Raw genomic sequence first — 21,128 nt, forward strand, 5'->3', positions numbered from 1 at the left:
CAGGGAGGTAACGATGGTGACTTTGAAGGGACTGATCAAACTGACGCTGGCGGCTGCAACCGTCTTCACGCTGGCGCAGTCGGCCATGGCCGATACGCTTGCCGACATCAAGGCACGCGGCCGCATCCTGATCGCCATCGATCTGGGAGCACCACCTTACGGCATGCTCGACGGCAACGCGCAACCATCCGGTTCGGACGTCGAAGCAGCACAGGCCCTTGCCAAGGATCTGGGTGTGGAGCTGGAAATCGTCCCGGTGACGGGACCGAACCGCGTTCCCTTCCTTCTGACCAGCAAGGCCGACATCGTCATGGCCTCCTTCTCGATCACCGACGAGCGCAAGAAGGTCATCGATTACTCGACACCGTATGGCGTTGTGCCGACGGTCGTGGGTGGCCCGGCCGGTGAAGCCATCGCCGATTTCGCAGCCCTTTCCGGCAAGACCGTTGCCGTGACCCGCGGCACGACCAGCGATGCGGCGCTGACCAAAGGCGCTGACGCCTCCAGTGGCGTCGAGATCGTTCGCTACGAAGACGATGCGACGACCAACACCGCCATTTCCACCGGGCAGCAGGATTACATCGCTGCGGCAGCGTCCGTGATCAAGCAGGTCAACATCGCCAACCCGTCGCGCAATGTCGAAATCAAGTTCGTCATGACGACGGCGCCTTATGCCATCGGTTTGCGCCAGGGAGAGACGGAGCTGAAAGCCTGGCTCGACCAATGGGTCTCGACGAACATTGCGAGTGGCAATCTGAACGCGATCTACGAGAAGCATTTCGGCATTCCGTTGCCGGCAGAATATCAGGCAAAGAAGTAATCCAGGAAGACGAACCTGCCCGAACTTATGCGTTCGGGCAGGCATTCGCTTTCATGCATCAAAGGACAGTGACATGCTGATTTCCCAGATCAAGACCGCTGCAGGTGCCACAGCGGTTGTGGCGCGAGAACCGGGCGAAGCCGGGCGTATCGTCAACGGCGCGACGAGCGTGCATGCTCTGGCGCTTGAAGCCGCCAATACCGGTCGCAACCTTGCCTCACTGATCGAAGCCAAGGGGTTCGGCGAGACCGTAGATCTGGAGAGGGTTTATGCGGAGCGGCGCTTCCTGCCGCCTATCACGCATGACGATCCGGCGCATCTGCACCTGACCGGAACGGGCCTGACCCATCTCGGCTCTGCATCGACCCGCGACGCCATGCATGCCGCCGTCTCCAAGGTCGAAGAAGGCGCCACGGATACCATGAAGATGTTCAAGATGGGCCTTGAGGGCGGCAAGCCGAAAACCGGCGAAACCGGTGTGCAGCCGGAGTGGTTCTACAAGGGAAACGGCACACAGGCGTCAGCACCAGGCGGCGCACTGGTGTCTCCCTCCTTCGCCCTGGATGGTGGCGAGGAGCCGGAAATTGCCGGCATATACGTAATATCGGATAGCGGCCAGCCGTTCCGCGTCGGCTTTGCCGTGTCAAACGAATTCTCCGACCATGTGACCGAGCGGATCAACTATCTTTTCCTCGCTCATTCCAAGCTGCGGCCTGCGAGCTTTGGCCCCGAGATCCGGATCGGCGCTCCGCCGGTCGATATCCGTGGCATGTCGCGGATCATTCGCGATGGTGCGGTGCTTTGGGAAAAACCGTTCCTGTCCGGCGAGGCAAACATGTCGCATAGTTTCGCCAACCTCGAACATCACCATTTCAAATACGGCATTTTTCGTAGGCCGGGCGATGTGCATGTGCACATGTTCGGAACGGCCACTCTGTCCTTCGGCGACGGCATCAAGACTCAGGAGGGCGATGTATTCGAAATCGAAGCAGCCGATTTCGGTCTGCCGCTGCGCAATACGCTGGCAGTCGCAGCCCCGGAAGAGATCGTTGTCGGGCAGCTTTGAGCTCTCTGACTGCTGCACTCCCGCCTCGTCCCGCAGGGGGCTGAAGTCACCCTGACTGGACACACAGGAACAGCCTGATCGCGGCCTTGATTTACCCCGGCTCCGCAGACCGTGGGCCGCGATTCATCGCTGAAACCGCAGGATCAAGGCGATGACATGCGGTCCTCTGCTGCGCTTCTCTTCCGCAACAGGCCGTCGCATACACCCTCATCGCTGCCCCGGGGCAACCCAGCCGAGGTCAGCAGCACTCCTCACCGCCCACTTTATCGAAGCGGACGCAGTCGCCCACATTGCGTCGCCATTTTCTTTTTTGAAAACCATTTGACTAAATCATTTCCCGCTGTCACTCTTTCGTCATTCGGAGATCTTCGACATGGCATTGCGGGGAACCAATCAGGAAACGGGAAGACCGTACAACCGCCGGATCGTACTGGAATCGATCCGTCTCCGCGGCCCTACGACGCGTGGTGACATCGCACAAAGCGTCGGCCTCACCGTTCAGACCGTCTCGACGATTGTCCGGGAACTCGAGGAACAGGGCCTGATCCTTTCGGTTCAAAAGCCCCCCAAGGGTCGTGGGATTCCTCCCTCGACCTTGACCATCAATCCGGAGGGTGGGCATGCCTTAGGCATTCACGTCACACCGCTCAGCATCGAGGCGGCGCTGGTCAATCTTCGCGGCGAGGTGGTGGACAGCGTTCGCCGCAAAATCATCAATGCGGCACCCGACGAAGCTTTCTCCTTGATCGCCGACATGGTCGTGCAACTGAAGGCCAGTCCGCGTTGTGGTCGTCTTCTCGGTGCAGGGCTTGCACTACCCGGTCCGTTCGACGTGGAATCCATGAGTTTCGTTGGCTCGACCACGATGAGCGGCTGGAAGAACGTCGACATAAGACAGCATCTGGCGGATGCGACCGGCCTGCCTGCCTTCATCGAGAACGACATGGCCGCCGCCGCACTGGGCGAGCAGTTGTACGGGTTGGGCCAGCAGGTCTCCGACTATTACTATCTGTTCTTCAGCGTCGGCCTGGGCGGCGCCATGATGCATGACGGATCGGTCATGCGAGGAGCGTGGGGCAACGCCGGCGAAATCGGCCATATCCCCGCCGTCCCTGACGGCGAGCCGTGCCCTTGTGGAAATCGGGGCTGCCTGGAGCGGTATCTTTCCCTTGATGCCTTCGAGCGTCGCGGATTGCCCGTTGCGGAATGGGTGGACGAGGTTGCGCCATTCTTCCGCAATGCCATCCGCACGATCGAAAACCTTTTCGATCCCGAGACGATCGTGCTGGGTGGCTTGGCGCCGCAGCCGCTGATCGAGCATCTGGCTACGCTTGCCGACGGTTTGAGCAATTCGATTTCAGCCCGATCCAACCGCACCCACCCGCGCGTCATCGTGGCCAGCGACTGCATGCATTCGGCGCTTCGCGGCGCGGCTGCGCTCGCTGTCTTCGGGGTCCTGTCGCCTCGCTTCGGCCAGATGTTTGAAACTTCAGAGAAAGAGATAGTCGAATGACCGAGAAGCTGCTCGTCCTGGATGATATTCGCAAGAATTTCGGCGCCATCGAAGCCCTCAAGGGCATCAGCTTTTCGATCGGCAAAGGCGAGGTTGTTGCCCTGCTTGGCGACAACGGCGCCGGAAAATCGACGCTGGTGAAAATCATCTCGGGCGGCTTGCAGCCAACGTCGGGACACATGCTCTTCGAGGGCGAACCCTATGAGGCAAAGACACCTGCCGAAGCCAAGGCGACCGGCATCGAAACCGTCTACCAGGACCTTTCCCTGTGCACCAATGTCGATGTGGTCGGAAACTTCTTCATGGGCCGCGAGATCACCCGCAAGATTGCCGGCATTCCCTTCCTCGACGAACGCGCGATGGAAGACATCACCACGAAGGCGCTGACGAGCGCCGGCACGCGCATTCCCTCGATGCGGACCAAAGTCGAGCATCTGTCCGGTGGCCAGCGCCAGGCCATCGAGCTCAATCGGTTTGCACACTGGGGTGGAAAGCTGCTTTTGCTTGACGAGCCGTTCGCCGCCCTCGGGGTAGAACAGACGCGGCGCGGACTGGACATGATCCGTCATGTCGCCAGCCAGGGTATCGGCGTCGTCATCATTACCCACATCATGCAGCAGGCCTTTCAGGTCGCAGATCGCATTGTCGTCATCCGCCACGGCGTCGTCGCCGGAGATGTGGATAGAGCCAAGACAAGCCCGGATGCAGTGATCGAGATGATCACAGGGCAAACCCTCGCCGGAGCCGGACCGGTGAGTAAATAATGAAAAGGGGTCCGGCTTAAACTGGAGAGAACGATCATGAAGCGAATAATGCTAACCCTGCTGAGCGTTCTGGTGCTCGGCCTTTCCATGCTCACGACGGCGGCTGCCCAGTCCAAGGGCGTCGTCTACTATCTCGTGCCAACTTTGCTCGACGAATTCCAGACGGGCTCGGTCAGCGCCTTGGAGATGTTCCTGAAGCAGACCGGCTACGAGATGAAGACGCTCAATGCCGACAACAAGACCGACGCCCAGCAATCGCAGATGAACGACGTCATCGCGCTGAAACCCGCGGCCATCATTCTGGCAGCTGTCGACTTCAATGCGCTGAAACCGTCCATCGATGCGGCGCGGGCCGCGGGCATCCCGGTTGTCGAATTCGACCGACAGATCACCTCGACCAAGTCGGACTTCACATCCGTTGCCGGCACGATCGAGATCGGCCATGTCGCAGCCGACCAGGCGCAGGCCATGCTCAAGGCCAAGCATAGCGACGTGAAAGGCAAGATCCTGCAGGTTCTCGGCGACCCGGGCGACCCCTACACACTCGACATCCAGAAGGGTTTCGAGGAAAAGATGAAAGCCTTCCCCGAAGTCACCATCATTTCGGTGCCGGCCATGCAATGGGAAGCCAGCAATGCCGGAACGATCGTTTCCGACCAGATGCTCGCCAACCCCGATATCGACCTGATCTTCCTGCATGCCGCACATCTTTCGGTCGCAGCTGTCGCCTCGCTCGAGGCCGCAGGCAAGAAGCCGGGCGACGTGATGATGATGAGTTCGAACGGCGCGCCTGTCGGCCTGGACCTGATCCGCAAGGGATGGCTCAATACCGAAGTCGAACAGCCGCTGTATGCACAGGCGGCCGCCGTTGCCATGTTCATGGACAAGATTGCCGGAAAACAGGAAATCAAGGCTGGCGACTACGACGTGCTGGGCCTCAAGGGCGTGGTGACGATCGAAGCCTGGGGGCCGAACATCAAGATCCCCGGCGCTGCGATCACCAAGGAGAATGTCGACGACCCGGCCTTCTGGGGCAACATGAAGTCGCCGACGGTCGCAATAAAGTCCGTCGAGTGAACGGCCCATCATCCGGGGTCGCAAGACCCCGGACACTTCTCCTCAAATCCGGATTTGCCGCATGACGCCTCGTACGCGCAAAACTCTCGAATTCGTCCTCGATAATCTCGTCTGGTTCATGCTCATTGTCGTGCTTGCGCTGTTTTCGGCACTGATCCCGAACTATTTCCAGATCGGCATCTTCACCAACATCATCGAAGCGTCGAGTGTTCTCGGCGTCATGTCGATTGGTCTCGCCCTGGTGATCATCGCCGGGCATATGGACCTCTCCGTCGAATCCGTCGCCGCCCTCTCGGCCATGGCGGTCGGCATCCTGTTCTGCTCGGCCGGGATCGGGCTCGGCATCACGCTTTCGCCGGAATGGCTTATGATCCCGGCTTCGCTGCTGGTCGCTTGCGCCATCGGCGCGCTGATAGGCCTCTTCAATGGCTTCCTCGTCGTCAAGCTGAAGATGAGCGCCTTCATCATCACACTCGCCTCCTTCATCTGGGTGCGCGGGCTCGTTCTGGCTGTTTCCGGCGGGCGGTCCGCTCAGGATCTCGCACCGGCAATTCGCTGGTTCGCGATCGAGCGCTTTCTCGGCATCCCGTTGTCAGCTTGGATCGCTATCGCCTGCTTCCTGATCTTCTCGGTGATGATGTCCAAGACGCCATTCGGTCGACACCTCGTGATGATTGGCGGCAATGAGACCGCCGCCTACCGCGCCGGCATTCGCGTCACCCGTAACCTGATCATTGCCTTCGTGATGGCCGGCGCCATTGCCGGTCTCGCCGGCTGGCTGCTGGCTGTTCGAACCTCCGGCGCCACGGCCAATCTCGGCATCGGCCTGCTGTTCAACGCCTTCGCCGCAGTGGTCATCGGTGGCGTCAGCCTCAAGGGCGGAGTCGGGGCGCTTCCCGGCGTCTATGCCGGCGTGCTTCTACTTTCATCCATCAACACAGCCATCAACCTCATGGGGCTGCCGGCCAATTACACCCAGGTCATCCATGGCTTCCTGGTGCTTGCTGCCGTGCTTCTCGATACGTTCAAACAAAGGCTCCGCCAGAGGCTCGCATGACAGACAGATTGAAAGACAAGGTGGCGCTGATCATCGGTGCGTCCCGCGGTATCGGCAAGGCGATTGCCGTCCGGTTCCAGGAAGAAGGCGCAAAACTCGTGCTCGCCGATTTCGAGGCTGAAGAGGGCAAGGCGGCAGCCGATGACCTCGGCATCGATTTCGTCCACGCGGATATCTCGAATATGGATGATGCCGTTGCGGCGGTGTCATTCACACTTGAACGCTACGGCCGGCTCGACATCATCGTGCAGAATGCCGGGATCTATCCCTGGCAGCTGATCGAAAACACTGCGTCGGAAGACTGGGACCGCGTGATGGCGGTCAACCTGCGTGGTTGTTTCAATGCCGCCCGCGCCGCCCTGACGCCGATGAAAGAACAGGGCTCGGGGCGCATCCTGTTCACCTCCTCCATTACCGGGCCGCATGTCACGAGTCCCGGCCATGGCCACTACGCTGCCAGCAAAGCCGGCATCAACGGCTTCATCCGTTCGGCAGCGCTCGAATTCTCGTCGTATGGTATCAACGTCAACGGCGTCGAGCCGGGAAACATCCTGACCGAGGCAATCCAGCTGCATCGCAGCGCCGCCTTCATCAAGAACATGGAAGACGCGATCCCGCTGGCTCGCCTCGGCTCACCGCGCGACGTCGCCAATGCCTTTCTGTTCCTCGCGTCCGACGATGCGAGCTATGTGACCGGCACGACGATCATCGTCGATGGCGGACAGCTTCTGCCGGAAGGGGCCGATTTCAGATTGTTGCCTCCTTGAGGAAGTCGCACCGGAAAGCGCTGGCCCGGTTTAAAAACGCTGGCACGGCTTGCCTGAACGTTTGACGGAACTTGCCAAGGGGATTTCCCCTCGATCATTCTGCACCATCATCGGCATCAGGACTTTGAAATCGGCCTTTTGTATGCGTGAATACTGATTTTACGTCAGGCCTTTCGGCCGCGCCGAATAAGGTCGGCGGCCTTTTCCGCGATCATCACAACGGGTGATGCTGTATTGCCGGAGACGATGCGTGGCATGATCGAGGCATCAACGATCCGAAGTCCGTCAAGACCAGAGAGCCGAAGCGCGGGATCAACGACCGCGGCTGAATCCACGCCCATACGGCATGTGCCGACGGGGTGAAAGATCGTCGTTGCAATATCACCGGCGCGTCGGATCAGGGCCTCGTCGTCCTGGTATTCGATACCGGGCAGCATTTCCTCAGGCCGATACGTGTGCAGCGCCTGCGCTGTCATGATGCGGCGGGCTTGCCTTATCGCCAAGACGGCCACGCGGCGGTCGTGATCCGTCGAAAGATAGTTCGGACGGATCTCCGGCTGAACGGTGGTGTCGTCGACGGTGATGTGGCATGAGCCCAGGCTTGTCGGCCGCAGCTGGCATACCGACATGGTAATGGCCGGAAATGCGTGTAACGGCTCCCCCAGCCGATTGGTCGACAAGGGCTGCACGTGATATTCTATGTCTGGAGTGTTTTCGTTCGGACCTGAGCGCGTGAACATGCCGAACTGGCTTGGCGCCATAGACATCGGTCCCGAACGGCGCAGCGCATATTCGCCGGCTATCTTCAACTTGCCAACCAAGCTGTTGGAGAGCTGGTTGAGGGTCAGCGTATTGCTTACCTTGTAGACGGTACGGATCTGCAGGTGATCCTGCAGGTTTTCGCCGACGCCTGGACGGTCCAGCGCCACCGATATTCCAAGGTTGCGCAGTATGTCGGGATTGCCGATGCCGGACAGTTCGAGCAGCTTCGGCGAATTGATGGCGCCGGCGGCGAGAAGCACCTCGGCTGAGGCCTCGACCGTGAATTCGCCACCCGCCGTGCGGAAGCTCACACCGCTGACACGTTTGCCGCTGATGGTCAGCCGCTGCACCAGTGCATTTTTGATCAGCCGCAGATTGCCGCGTTTCAGCGCGCCACGTAGAAAGCCACGCGCTGCATTCCAACGCATGCCCTTGTGCTGGTTGACCTCGAAGAAGCCTGACCCTTCGTTGTTGCCGTCGTTGAAATCGGCTCGAGGCTGAATACCGAACTCTTGTGCACCCTTCTGCACCGCCTCCAGAATATCCCAGCGCAGGCGCTGGCGGCTGACCTTCCACTCGCCGCCGCTGCCATGCAGGTCGTTTGCGCCGCCGTGATGGTCTTCCGATTTGCGGAAGTACGGCAGGACATCGGACCAGCCCCAGCCGGCATTGCCGAGATCGCGCCAGCCATCGTAGTCACTGGCCTGGCCGCGCATGTAGATCATTCCGTTTATGGATGAGCATCCACCCAGCACTTTGCCACGAGGATAGGCAAGACTACGGCCGTTGAGCCCGGGCTCCGCCACCGTCGTCATCATCCAGTCGGTGCGCGGATTGCCGATGCAGTAGAGATAACCCACCGGGATATGGACCCAGTGGTAAAGGTCGGAACCGCCAGCCTCCAAAAGCAGCACGCGGACCGAAGGATCCTCCGTCAACCGCGCCGCCAGCACACAGCCCGCCGTTCCGGCGCCGATAATAATGTAGTCGTAGGTGCCCTCAAGCCGATTTGCTTGTGACATCGCATATCCTTTCGTCGTTGCACGGCAGCCGACCACCTATCAGGAAGTGGCGGGGCAGCGGCCTCATGCTTTCAAAGCGGACCAGAAGTCGCGCATCCGATCCGTCAATTTCCCATAGAGGGCGTAGCGACGTTCATAATGATTGTGCATATCGGGATCTGGCACATGGCGTCGCTCCATACGGGTCATGGTGGAGACTGCTGTCTCGAAATCCGGATGCATACCCACTGCCACAGCCGCCCCGATGGCCGCACCGAGCGCGCCCGTTTCGCGGGCCTCAGCGACACCAATCGGCAGTTCGAGCACATCCGCCATGATCTGTGGCCAATAGGGGCTGCGCGCGCCGCCACCCGACATGACGGCGGCGTCAATAGCAAGACCCGCCGACCGCAGGACATCGATATGGCGGCGGTGTTCGAAGCATACGCCTTCGAACAAGGCGCGCAGCATGTGTCCCTCGCCATGCCAGCCGGCCAGTCCGTAAAAGCCGCCGCGAAACTCTGCGCCCAGTCGGGATCCGAAGATGAACGGGTGGAAAAACGGATCGTCACCTGCTGGCGATACCGATGCAACGGCTGAATTGCAGCGCTCGAATGCGGAGGCGCCGTGGCTGTTCAGCAACCGATGGACATACCATTCCAGATTTGCGGCCGAGGTGGCACTGGACTCGATGTTGACGAAGCGATCCTTTCCGAAGGTCGTCACCATGAACACATCGGCGCTCTGCACCGGCGTGGAGGCAAAGACCTGGTTGATACCCCAGGTGCCGGCAATGATCGACGCTTCACCCGGTCGCACCACGCCAGACCCCATGGCACTGGAGACGACATCGAAGAAGCCGCCGATCACGGGCGTGCCCTCCGCAAGCCCGGTCAGCGCCGCGGCCTCTGCCGTCACACGTCCGACGATCTCGCAGGAATCGACCGGCCGGGCAAACAACGGCAATGCATCTTCCAGGCCATAGAGACCCAGAAGTTCCCGATCGAGCGTGCCTCCCGGCATGTTGAGCAGGCCGGCGCCACTCAGATCGGAGATGTCGCTGGCGAGCTGTCCGGTCAGTCTAAAGTTGACATAGTCCTTGGAGAACAGCACGGCTCCTGTCGCCGCATAGACCTCTGGCGCGTGACGCTTGACCCATGCCAGCAGGCTAGGCGTCTGGGCGGGCCAGGGGCGTTGCAGGCAACGGCGCTGCAGTTCCGCTCCAGTCTGCGCATCGATCTCCTGGGCAACGACAGCCGCACGGCCATCGAGCGACTGGATTCCGAGCAATGGTTCATGCGCCCGGTCCAATAGATAGAGCCCGTTGCCATGGCCGGCACAGCCGATGCCGGCGATCGAACCCGGCCTCACACCGGATCGGGCCAGCAGTTCATGGATGGCCCCGCAGCAGTTGCGCCAGAGTTCGCCAAGGTCCCGCTCCACATGACCGGGAACCGGATAGGTCGACTTGCCATCGATGGCGTGATGAGCAAGCTGACGACCATTTCGATCAAAGAGCACGGCCTTGATCACGGTATTGCCTGCGTCGAGGCCCAGAAGAAAAATGTCATCAGCCACGATTGTATATGTCCCATGCTTCCTCGCCGCCGGCGCCCTGATGGATGATCGCCATCAGCGCCGAAACCACGGCCTTCGGATTGTCATGTTGATAGATATTGCGGCCATAGACCATGCCGTTTGCGCCCTGGGCGATCAAGGCCGCCGATTTTGCCAGGACGGTGCGCAGATCCTCCTTGCCGCCGCCGCGTACCAGAACCGGGCAGCGTGCCGCCTCGATGACCCGGTGGAAGTCCTCCGGGTCGGCGGTGGGATCGGCCTTGATGATATCGGCACCCATTTCCGAGGCAAGGCGCACCAGCGTGACGATTTTCTCCGCATCGCCATCCACCTGATAGCCGCCCCTGACGTCATTGGGCAGCATGACAAGCGGTTCGATCATCAGCGGCATGCCGTAGCGGTTGCAATCGGCGCGAACCCGGCTGATATTTTCCACGCATTGGCGAAACAGGTCGGGCTCGTCCGGCAGCATGAACAGGTTGACCACAACACAGGCCGCATCCATTTCAAGTGCGCCGATCAGCGGTTCGTCCCGGTTCTGCAACTGTGACCACATCACACGGTGACGCGTTGCGTTATAGGGATTTCCCATGTCTATGCGCATGACCAGCGCCGGCTTGTCGCGCCCCGGCCGATTCTGCAGGAGGTCGGCCTGTCCATAGGCCAACTGGATCGCGTCGGGTCCGGCATCGACAAGACGGTCCATGACCGTCTCCATGTTTTCCAACCCGACCAGGAAGCTCGGCTCGTTGCAAACCCCGTGATCGACCGCGACATCAAGGCAACCGCCGTTCCGAAAGAGACGGTTCAGGCGCGCTTTGTGTGAAACTCTTGTCATGTGGACCTTCCTTGCATCTGATTTCGAGAATGTCTTTCGAGACGCCATGGAAGACGTCCAGTTCGGTGAGCAACTGGTCTTGCTCGAACGCTGCTTGGTCGGCGCTCCAGCCCAGTTCGGACGCCGCGATCCTCGCCAAAGAAGCGATGATGGCGATGTCGATCTGGCCGGTGATCGCCAAGGCCGTGCGCCGCAGGACGATGTCGGCAAGATGGCGAACGGATTCACTGCGGATCAGCCACACGATTTCAGCCTCGGTGACCGGCAGGCTTGCAGTCAGTGGGCGGTCATCCGTCCGGGTGGTGCAGAAAGCCATGATATCGAATGCGCGGGAGCCGTAGGTCTCGGCCAGATAGCTGGCTCGCACGCTGTCGATCGGGAAATTGCGTTCGAGCATCTCGGCCAGCCGATCGACGGAGCCGGGAAAATCGCGCCCTCCGCCAACGGGTCGCGTCAGCGTTCCAGTGACGCGCCGCCGCCCCAGATGGGTCAATACCTGGTCAGTCGCCTGCTCGGCAAAGGCGCGAAAGGTTGTCCACTTTCCGCCCACCATGCACAACTGTGGCGGATCGCCCTCGATGCGGTGAATGAAATGGCTGCGCGAGATACGGCCTGTGAATTCGGCATCGCTGCGCGGCAACGGGCGAATTCCGCTGAAGCTGAAGACGATGTCAGACGCCACGATAGCGATCTCGGGAAATACATAGCGGATGGCATCGAGGATGTAGTCGCGCTCCTCCGGCTCGCACCGGACCCTGGCGGGATTCTCAACCTTGATATCGGTGGAACCCGCAAGGACACGGCCGAGATAGGGAAACAGAATGCAGACCCGGTTGTCGGTATTTTCGAAGAAGATCATGTGGCCGTTCAGGGCACTATGTAGGGCCGGATTGTCGAGAATGAGGTGCGATCCCTTCGTGCCCGACACGACAGGCTGCTGTGCCGTCGCAGTCATTCCAAGCGCGTGGGCCGTTCGATCGATCCAGGCCCCGGTCGCATTGACGATGATGCCTGGCCGCACCTCGAGACAACCATCAAGTCCTTCTACCCGCAGCAGATAACCATTCCCGCCGCGTTCCAGTTCGGCATAGTTCAGCGCGATCGCCTGCGGCGCATCCCGCTCGGTATCGGTGATCAGCTCGACAGCCAGCCGCTCCGGCTGGCGGATCCAGGCGTCGTAATAGGTGGCGGAGTAGCGCAAATCAGGGGTCAGCGCCGGCCATTGCGCCAGGGTCGCCTCGCGGCTCCTGAATTCGTGCCGTGGCAGCAGGCGCTTCTTGCGCGTGACGAAATCGTAGAGCGCCAGGCCGACCTTGATCGCCAGCGCACCGCGCCGCGTCGGCTTGCCGCTCGATCCCGCAAATGCGGCAGCGGCGTTGAACAGCCCGCTGAAGACCGACATGATCGGGATCGTCGTCGGCAGCGGATGGACCATGTGCGGCGCAAGGGTGAGCAGGGCATCGCGTTCGCGCAAGGATTCGGCCACCAGGCCGAACTCGCCATTTTCCAGATAACGCAAGCCACCATGGATCATGCGGGACGGGGCAGCGCTGCAGCCTGACGCAAAATCGCCGCGCTCCACGAGAAGCACGCGCAGCCCCTGAAGCGCGAGGTCGCGATAGGTGGCGATCCCGTTGATCCCTCCCCCGACAACCACGGCGTCAAAGTGACCGTCCTGTCCGATGCGCCTGATGGCATCATTGCGAAATGCGGGCATAGCAATCCCATCCACCGGTTTGGTGCCGGCGTCCCAAGGTTCAAAATCTGTGTGTCTAAGCTAGCGGTCGAGATCGACGAGATGTCGATTGACCGCCTCGCCGATGAGGACGAGCTCGTCATCGGCCAGCGTCAATCGTGCCGCGGCGGCATTTTCGCGCGCCTGCGCTTCATCGCGAGCGCCACAGAGAGAGAAGGTGATGCCTGGCTGATGGACCGTCCAGGCGATCACCAGCTGGGCGATGGAGACATCATGCGCCTCGGCAATCGGCGCGATATCCAGCACCAGCTGCGCCACCTTCTGCCTGTTCGCCTGGCTGAAGCGAGGATTGCCCTGGCGCTGGTCATCGGCGGCGAAGACGCGGTCCGGGCCGACCTTGCCCGATAGGAGGCCCAGTGCCAGCGAAGAATAACTCAGGACCGAGACGTTGTTGGCTTTTGCAAGCGGTAGCAGCGTCTTTTCGATATCCCGGCGAACCATGGAATACTCTTCCTGGATCGCATCGATCCCACCGCTTGCGATATAGGCTGCCAAATCCTCGGGCGATACGTTGCTGGCGCCAATCGAGCGGATCTTGCCCTGTTCCTTCAGACGCAACAGCGTCTCCATCGTGTCAGCGATGGGAGTGGTCGGATCCTGCCAATGGGTGATGTAGTGGTCGATGTAGTCAGTGCCGAGCCGTTTCAGGCTCTGCTCGACTTCGTGGATGATTGAACCTGCTCCCAGATAGCGGTGCACGGGCTTTTCATCCTGATCGAAGAAATAGCGGCCCTCGTTCGTATGCCAGACGAGGCCGCATTTGGTTGCCAGCACCACCTCATCGCGTCTTCCCCTGATTGCCTTGCCGACAATGGTTTCCGACAGGCCCATGCCGTAAGCCGGCGCGGTATCGATCAGCGAAATGCCGTTATCGATGGACGCCTGGATCGCGGCGATTGATTGCTGCTCGTCGGTGCCACCCCACATCCAGCCGCCGATGGCCCAGGTTCCCAGCCCGACCACGGAGGCTTCAATGCCGCTGGTCCCGATGGACCTCACCTTAACCCCGTTGTTCGTCATGGTTTCCCATCCCTGATATCTCCAATGATTTGTCTTGCGACCGCTTCGTCGACAACGAGTGACGTGAGGTAGCGCCCGGCAAGGGCTGCTGCGACAGGGCCGGCTTTGTAGTCGCCCGCAGCCACGCCGATGGTGTTGCGGCAATTTTCGAACTGCCCCGGAGGAAGGGCCACGACCCGGGAGTTCAGGTCGATGTCGGCCAATGATCCATCGGCGCTGATCAGGTGCGCCAGGAACTCTCCCGATATCCCGGCATCGACCAGCGCCTTGCCGCCACGGGCCGGATCCGGCAACAGATCGTAGTAACCCGAGCCAGGCGCCTCGACCGAGCCGATACCGACCAGGGCAACGGTTGCGCTTCTTGCAAGATCAAAGACCTCACGGATCGATGCCACGTTCATCAGGAGGTCGCGCTGTTCGGCGTCCTCGGCAAACAGCGGCGCATGGACCAGTGATGCGCTGCCACCAAGCTTTTCCGCCAGTTGCGTCGCGAGATGATTGACGTCGGTATAGTGCTTGCCCTGCACACCGCCGGTCACGGGCACGACCCGGACATCGAAGCGGCGCTCGGCCTCCAGGTTTTCGACCACGGCGCTCACCGCCTTGCCGCCGGTAATTGCGATGATGTCGCCATCGCGAAGAGTTTCGAGCAAATGGTTTGCGGCCACCCGACCGACCATTTGCAGCGTTGTCTCCGGATTGTCCGAGACCGTCGGAGTGACAACGGAATGCCGAAGCGCAAAGCCGTTCACCAGTTCACTCTCCAGGTCGACAAGCCGTTGGTACGGGCTTGATATGGCAATCTTGACCATGCCCGCCTTTCGGCCCGTCGCAATCAGCCGGTTGACCTTGGAATGGGAGAGATTGAGCCGCTCGGCGATTTCCGACTGCTTCAGCCCTTCGATGAAATGCAGCACGAGCACGGAATACATCTGCCGCTGCTGGTCGAAGTCTTCCCTGATATCCGCCATAGTCGAAATCTCTCGTTTCCCTGAACAGTTCTCAGCGGCGCCGCTTGACGAGGTAGTGGTCGAACAATACCGCCCCCAGCAATATGCTGCCGCGAATGATGTCCTGCCAATAGACTGACACGTTGAGCAAGGCGAGCGAACTCGACACCATGGACAAGAGGACTGCACCGAGAATGGCGCCGAGAATGGTTCCGGACCCGCCCGATAGGCTGGCGCCACCGATGACAGCCGCCGCAATCACGTTGAGTTCCATACCGATCCCGAAACTCGGTTGGGCTGAGCCAAAACGTGCCATATAGATCACCCCGGCCACGCCGCAGAGCGTCGAGCAGAGCGTCGTCGTTGCAAAGATCACGCGGCCAATTCGAATGCCGGAATAGGCTGCCGCTTTCGGATTGCTGCCGGTGTAGAACACCTTGCGAAAGGCGGTCGTGCGGCGGAGCAGCAGGTCGAACGCCAGGACAACGACCACGAAGATGATGATGACAAGCGGAATGTTCTGGATCGTGCCCTGACCAATAAATTTGAATTCCGGCGGCAAGGAATAGAGGCCGAGCGGCCGGCCGCCCGTCGCCAGCAGGCAGACGCCGCGGGCAATGACCATGACGGCGAGCGAAACGATAAAGTGATGCAGCCCGACGACGGTGGTCAGAAAACCCATGGCCATGCCGATGGCCGTCGTCAAGGCAATGGCCATTGCCGCAGCGGCCCAGGGATCGATCCCGTTGAGAAACAGCCAGCCGCCGGCGACCATGGCAAGCGCCGTGACCGAGCCCACCGAGAGATCGATGCCGCCGGAGATCAGGAGAATGGTCATGCCCACGACCACGATGCCTTCCACCGCAAACGCCATGGCCATCGCCCGGATGTTCTCCACGGTGAGGAAGTAGGGCGATATCAGCGACATCACGCAAAACAGCGTCACGATGATGAGGATCAGGCCCGTTTCACGTGCCCTGATCATGTTGTCGAACCAGCCGATCCGCCGGATCGCGCGGACATTGCCGGACTGGTGTTCCTGTGTTGCAAGCATGCTCCTCACTCCCTCAGCCATGTGCCACCGCCGGACCGATATCAATCGACGCCAGATGCATGATCTTTTCCTCCGTCATGTCGTCACCGCGCAGCTCACCGGCGATGCGCCCCTCGCGCACCACCAGCACGCGGTCACTGATGCCGATCAATTCCGGCAGTTCCGACGAGATGACGACGATGCCGACACCTTCCTGCACCAGTGCGCGCAGCTGCCGGTGGATCTCCGCCTTGGCACCGACATCGACGCCACGAGTCGGCTCATCCAGGAAAATCACCTTGGGGTTTACCGACAACATCTTCGCCAGAGCCACCTTCTGCTGGTTGCCACCGCTAAGCGACGAGACCGGATCATCGACGCTGTTGGCCCGCAGCTGTAGTCTTTGGCCGAGTTCACGCGCCCGCGCCTGCTCGCGCCGCTTTTCAATCAGCCCCATGCCGTTCGCAATCAGGTCGACGTCGAGCGCAGAGACATTTGCGGCAATCGACATGTCCAGAAACAGCCCGTCAGTCTTGCGATCCTCCGACAGGTAGACGATGCCCTCACGGATACTGTCGCGATAGTCACGCAGGTGGAGGCGGCGACCATTGAGCGCAATCTCGCCGGTCGCCCGGCCCTCGAGCCGGCAAATGCCGCGGACGATCTCGCTACGGCCTGCACCTATCAATCCGGCGAGGCCGAGGATTTCGCCTTCGTAAAGATCAAAGCCGACATCGAAGATCCGGCTGCTTTCGCTCAGGCCGCGCACCGAGAGAATCGACCGGCTGGAACGTTTCTCGTCACCCTGCTTGGCAGGATAAAGATTGCTCAATACCCGCCCGACCATGCTGTTGATCACCTCGTCCTGGGTGATCCCGGAAATATCGGCGGTGCGCACATGACAACCGTCGCGCATGATGGTGATGCGATCGCAATGTTCGAAGATCTCGGCCATGCGATGCGAAATATAGATAATGGCGATACCCTTGTCGGCGAGCCGGTGCATGATACGAAACAGGATCTTTGCCTCGGTTTCCGTCAGTGCGGCCGTGGGCTCATCCAGGATCAGAATGCGGCAATCGAGCGTCAGCGCCTTGGCGATCTCGACGATCTGCTGCTGGGATATCGACAGGCTGCCGGCCTTCACCATGGGGTCGATGTCGCCCAGTTCACTCAACACCGCTGCCGCCCGGCGGTTGATGTCGGCATAACGCATGAACCAGGCGGGGGTGGAATTGGTTTCCGACATATACATGTTCTCGGCCACGGAAATTTCCGGGCACAGCGCGATCTCCTGATGGACAAAGCCGATGCCCAACCGATGGGCTTCATTCGGGGACGAGATGCGTACCTTCCGGCCATCGAGGCTGACCTCGCCGGAATCGGGCTGAAGGATGCCGTCGATAATATGCATCAAGGTCGATTTTCCAGCGCCGTTTTCGCCGACGAGCGCGTGGATCTCGCCTTTTCTCAATTGCAGGTGCGCACCGCGGAGCGCGTGGACCGGACCGAAGGACTTGTGCACGTCTACGATATCAAGAATTACTTCACCCATCACGCCCTCCATTCCTCACGGTGCCATCGATGTTCGTCGTCCCGGCTGCAACAGTGCCTGCCGGGACGATCGCTTCGAAATCAGCGATTCTTCATGTACTCATTGAGGTCGAACGCCGCCGCATTGGCCTTGGTGATGACGGCGAAGCCATTGTCCATCGACGGAACCTGAAGCGGGTTGAAGCCCGACAGCTTATAGTCGTTGAATGGATCCAGAAGATCGGGATGCGCGCCGAGGAATGTGTTCACAAAGCCCATGAAGCCCTGAACGCCCTGGTTCGGATTGATGGCCATATGGATATTGCCCGCCTTGATATGGTCGAGCGTGGTCGGCGTGATGTCCGCGTGGATGATCAACACGTTCTTCTTGGCTTCGAGAACGGCAGTCACGGCCCCTTCTGCCGAGCCGGCTTCAGGGATCCAGAGAGCGCCGAGATTCGGATTGGCCTGCAACATGGCCGAGACGGCCTGATATGCGGCATTTGCGTCCTGGTTCGTCGCCTGGCGGGCCACGAGTTTCATTTCAGGATAGGTGCGGGCCATGTAATCGACCAGTGCCGTGACACGCAGGTCGTGATTGCTTTGGCCGGGGTTCTCCAGCACGGCGAACTCGCCTTTTGCGCCGAGCTGCTTGACGATTTCCTCGGATGCGAACTTCGCCTCGGCAACGTTGTCAGAGGTAATGTAGGCGGTCCGCTTCGACTTGGGCGAATCCGCGGCAAAAGTGGTGATCGATACGCCCGATTCGATGGCCTTGTTGATTGGCTCGATGAACGGATCAGCCTGCATTGGGTGCAGCAGCACACCCTTGGGCTTCTTGACCAGGTCCTGCTCGAAGGACGCAATCTGCTTGGTTATGTCGTAATCGGGGGTGCCGGAAAAAACCGCTTCGCAGCCAAGCGACGCCGCGGCCTGCTTGAAACCCTCGAACACCGGCACCCAATAGGGATGCGCCGACACCATGACATTCATCACGTAGGTCTCGCCGGGCTCACAGGCGAATTTTCCTTCTGCTTTGGCGGGCGAAACGGCAACGCCGATGACGCAAGCGGCCACACCAAGGCCCAAGGCCCTCTTCAGGTATTTCAACATCTTCCCCTCCCAGGAATGGTCTAACCGAGACGCAATAAATTTCTCCTCACAGAATTTATTGCAACACCACTCCTAGGCGGCTCGCGAGCAAACGTCAAGATATTTGCAAGAAATTATTGTTCGTGAAATAAATATCATTCCTACATGAAAGGGACCGAAACGGAGGCGCTATGATTGAGGAATACTCGCGGTGGAATCTTGCTATATGGACCAGGCGGCCATCGTCGATGCTGCACGCAATCGAGCCGATCGTGTCAAGGCGAGAGCCGTGGACGGGAGAGGCCGCAGCGTGGTCAAAAACGCTGCGGCAGCACTACCATCTGAGGGAAAAGGGATAAATGCAGATCTGGGGGTGGCCACTCCCCATGCGCTCTGCGACGTCAATTCAAACGTTTGCCCGTTGCCGGATCAAATACGTGTAGGTCCGATGCTTCGACGTCGACGCCGACGAGTTCGCCAGGCCTCAACACGCAGGACGCCGGGACGGCCACGTTGATTTCATGGCGATCGTTGCGCACGCTGACCAGCCGGGTCTCTCCGTGAAACTCGTTGCGCTCGACCGCGCCGCGAAATCCACTGACCTCGCCACCAAGGCGGAATGCGCCGGGCCGGATGCCGACCGTGACCGCGCCCGCACGGATGCCGGAAGGCGCCTGGAAGCGAACGAGATCGTCGCTCAGCACACCATCGATCGCTTGCAGCGGCAGAAAATTCATGTTGGGCGTGCCGATGAAACCGGCGGCAAAGACCGTTGCCGGCGCCTGGTAGATTTCCTCGGGCGTGCCCATCTGCTCGATGCGGCCGTCCTTCATCAGGACGATCCGGTCGGCGAGCGTCATCGCCTCGAGCTGGTCATGCGTGACATAGATGCTCGTCGTCTTCAGATCGCGATGCAGCCGCGCGATCTCGACGCGCAGGCTGCCGCGCAGCTTGGCATCGAGATTGGAAAGCGGCTCGTCGAAGAGGAAGACCTCCGGTGTCTTGATCATCGCGCGTGCGATCGCCACCCGTTGCTGCTGGCCGCCTGATAGTTCCGTCGGCTTGCGCGACAGATAGACGCCAAGGCCGAGCGCATCGACGACGGGTGAAAGCCGCTCGTCTATCGCGACCTTGCCGATGCCTGCGCGCTCAAGCCCGAAGGTGATGTTCTCGCGCACGCTCATATGCGGATAAAGCGCATAGTTCTGGAAAACCATGGCGATGCCGCGATCGCCGGGATCGCGGTCATTCATCCTCTGGCCACCGATGAGCAGGTCACCGCCAGAAATCTCCTCAAGACCCGCGATCATGCGCAGCATGGTCGACTTGCCGCAACCGGACGGGCCGAGAAAGACGACGAATTCATGGTCGTCGACCTTGAGGTCGAAATCACGCATTACCTCGAGCGCGCCATAGGTCTTGGCTATGCCCCGGCATTCGACAGTCGCCATCAGTTCTCCTCCCCATCCAGAATGATCTGCAGCTTGACGTCCTCCGGTCGCCCTTCGGCCGCGCGCTCGAAAGCGGCGATCGACTGGTCGAACGCATAGGTCCTGGACACCAGTGGCTTTAGGTCCACCTTGCCGGCCGCGATCAAGGCCAGCGCCCGATCAAAGACATTGGCGTAGCGGAACACCGTCTCGATACGGCACTCGCGGAAGCAGGCGGCGGCGAGATCGACCGGCACCGGTCCCGGCGGCAGGCCGACCACAACCACCGTCCCACCGGGGCGCACGACCTTGAACAGATCGGCAACGGCCGCCGCTGCACCCGAGCATTCGAAGACGATGTCGGCACCCCAGCCTTCCGTGGCCTCATTGACCGCCTCGACGAGGTTGCATTCGCGCAGATTGATGCCGGTAATCCCGTCATAGATCTCGGCCAGCTTGAGTTTCGTTTCCGAAAGATCCGAGATCAGCACCCGCGAGCATCCGCCGGCAAGGGCTGCCAGCGCCACCATGATGCCGATTGTGCCGCAGCCGGTGACAACCGCTGTATCGCCGGGGTTGATGCGGGCGCGTGTTGCCGCCTGCATGCCAACCGCGAACGGCTCGACCATCGCGCCTTCGGCGAAAGAGACATTGTCCGGCAGCTTGTAGGTAAAACCGGCTGGATGCACGGTCTCCGGGCAGAGCACGCCATGCACCGGCGGCGTTGCCCAGAAGGTGACGGCGGGATCAACATTGTAGAGGCCAAGGCGCGAGGCACGCGACTTCGGGTCGGGAATGCCGGGTTCCATGCAGACCCGGTCGCCGGGCTTCAGATGCGTGACATTGGCACCGACTTCGGTGACCGTGCCGGCCGCCTCATGGCCAAGAACCATGGGCTCGTTGACGACAAAATCGCCGATATGCCCATGCGTGTAGTAGTGCACGTCGCTGCCACAGACGCCGACCGTGTGCAGTTTGATACGAACGTCGTCGGGACCCATGGCCTGGGGGAGATCGATGTCGCGCAGGGAGAGTTCGCCGACGCGCTCGAGGACAAGTGCTTTCATGAAG

General features: G+C 60.5%; 18 protein-coding genes. 7 read left to right on the forward strand and 11 right to left on the reverse strand.

Annotation, left to right across the window (positions count from 1 at the left end):
- Positions 1-13: 13 nt before the first annotated feature.
- The 7 genes from IM739_RS19395 to IM739_RS19425 all read left to right on the forward strand — a co-directional run bounded on the left by IM739_RS19395 (position 14) and on the right by IM739_RS19425 (position 7,064).
- The gene (locus tag IM739_RS19395; protein ID WP_237371449.1) at positions 14-820 is read left to right on the forward strand and encodes a transporter substrate-binding domain-containing protein; all 807 of its coding nucleotides are present in this window, start codon (positions 14-16) and stop codon (positions 818-820) included.
- A 73-nt stretch (positions 821-893) separates the two neighbouring features.
- Positions 894-1,886 (forward strand): AraD1 family protein, encoded by a 993-nt coding sequence (araD1, locus tag IM739_RS19400; RefSeq protein ID WP_237371450.1) that lies wholly within the window; start codon positions 894-896, stop codon positions 1,884-1,886.
- Positions 1,887-2,259: 373 nt separating this feature from the next.
- The gene (locus IM739_RS19405) at positions 2,260-3,399 is read left to right on the forward strand and encodes an ROK family transcriptional regulator (protein ID WP_237371451.1); all 1,140 of its coding nucleotides are present in this window, start codon (positions 2,260-2,262) and stop codon (positions 3,397-3,399) included.
- The gene (locus IM739_RS19410; RefSeq protein WP_237371452.1) at positions 3,396-4,163 is read left to right on the forward strand and encodes an ATP-binding cassette domain-containing protein; all 768 of its coding nucleotides are present in this window, start codon (positions 3,396-3,398) and stop codon (positions 4,161-4,163) included. Before IM739_RS19405 ends, IM739_RS19410 begins: the two co-directional genes overlap by 4 nt.
- 36 nt (positions 4,164-4,199) lie before the next feature.
- Entirely contained in the window at positions 4,200-5,240 is a 1,041-nt protein-coding gene (locus IM739_RS19415; RefSeq protein WP_237371453.1) for a sugar ABC transporter substrate-binding protein, read from the forward strand.
- Between the two features lie 61 nt (positions 5,241-5,301).
- Positions 5,302-6,297, forward strand: coding sequence for an ABC transporter permease (locus IM739_RS19420; protein WP_237371454.1), 996 nt, complete (start codon positions 5,302-5,304; stop codon positions 6,295-6,297).
- A complete protein-coding gene (locus IM739_RS19425) occupies positions 6,294-7,064 on the forward strand; it encodes an SDR family NAD(P)-dependent oxidoreductase (RefSeq protein ID WP_237371455.1) in 771 nt (256 codons plus the stop codon). The genes IM739_RS19420 and IM739_RS19425 overlap by 4 nt, the downstream gene beginning before the upstream one ends.
- 164 nt (positions 7,065-7,228) lie before the next feature.
- Here the strand turns inward: IM739_RS19425 and IM739_RS19430 are convergent, their stop codons facing one another.
- From IM739_RS19430 to IM739_RS19480, 11 genes are all read right to left on the reverse strand, one after another.
- Positions 7,229-8,848, reverse strand: coding sequence for a GMC family oxidoreductase (locus IM739_RS19430; RefSeq protein ID WP_237371456.1), 1,620 nt, complete (start codon positions 8,846-8,848; stop codon positions 7,229-7,231).
- Positions 8,849-8,911: 63 nt separating this feature from the next.
- Entirely contained in the window at positions 8,912-10,405 is a 1,494-nt protein-coding gene (locus IM739_RS19435) for an FGGY-family carbohydrate kinase (protein ID WP_237371457.1), read from the reverse strand.
- Positions 10,398-11,243 (reverse strand): class I fructose-bisphosphate aldolase, encoded by an 846-nt coding sequence (locus tag IM739_RS19440; protein ID WP_237371458.1) that lies wholly within the window; start codon positions 11,241-11,243, stop codon positions 10,398-10,400. The genes IM739_RS19435 and IM739_RS19440 overlap by 8 nt, the downstream gene beginning before the upstream one ends.
- Positions 11,182-12,960, reverse strand: a complete 1,779-nt coding sequence (locus tag IM739_RS19445; RefSeq protein ID WP_237371459.1) for a glycerol-3-phosphate dehydrogenase/oxidase — start codon at positions 12,958-12,960, stop codon at positions 11,182-11,184. Before IM739_RS19445 ends, IM739_RS19440 begins: the two co-directional genes overlap by 62 nt.
- Positions 12,961-13,020: 60 nt before the next feature.
- Positions 13,021-14,019: an aldo/keto reductase gene (locus IM739_RS19450; protein WP_237371460.1), complete on the reverse strand. Its 999-nt coding sequence runs from the start codon at positions 14,017-14,019 to the stop codon at positions 13,021-13,023.
- Entirely contained in the window at positions 14,016-14,990 is a 975-nt protein-coding gene (locus IM739_RS19455; RefSeq protein WP_237371461.1) for a sugar-binding transcriptional regulator, read from the reverse strand. The genes IM739_RS19450 and IM739_RS19455 overlap by 4 nt, the downstream gene beginning before the upstream one ends.
- Before the next feature lie 31 nt (positions 14,991-15,021).
- Positions 15,022-16,023 carry an ABC transporter permease gene (locus IM739_RS19460; protein WP_237371462.1) on the reverse strand — a complete coding sequence of 334 codons (1,002 nt, stop codon included), beginning with the start codon at positions 16,021-16,023 and terminating at the stop codon, positions 15,022-15,024.
- A gap of 13 nt (positions 16,024-16,036) precedes the next feature.
- The gene (locus IM739_RS19465) at positions 16,037-17,557 is read right to left on the reverse strand and encodes a sugar ABC transporter ATP-binding protein (RefSeq protein WP_237371463.1); all 1,521 of its coding nucleotides are present in this window, start codon (positions 17,555-17,557) and stop codon (positions 16,037-16,039) included.
- Positions 17,558-17,637: 80 nt separating this feature from the next.
- A complete protein-coding gene (locus IM739_RS19470; protein WP_237371464.1) occupies positions 17,638-18,648 on the reverse strand; it encodes a substrate-binding domain-containing protein in 1,011 nt (336 codons plus the stop codon).
- Between the two features lie 380 nt (positions 18,649-19,028).
- A complete protein-coding gene (locus IM739_RS19475; protein ID WP_237371465.1) occupies positions 19,029-20,078 on the reverse strand; it encodes an ABC transporter ATP-binding protein in 1,050 nt (349 codons plus the stop codon).
- Entirely contained in the window at positions 20,078-21,124 is a 1,047-nt protein-coding gene (locus IM739_RS19480; RefSeq protein WP_237371466.1) for an NAD(P)-dependent alcohol dehydrogenase, read from the reverse strand. Before IM739_RS19480 ends, IM739_RS19475 begins: the two co-directional genes overlap by 1 nt.
- Between the last annotated feature and the right edge of the window lie 4 nt (positions 21,125-21,128).

Origin of the sequence: Rhizobium sp. SL42 (assembly GCF_021729845.1) — a bacterium.
Taxonomy (GTDB): domain Bacteria; phylum Pseudomonadota; class Alphaproteobacteria; order Rhizobiales; family Rhizobiaceae; genus Allorhizobium.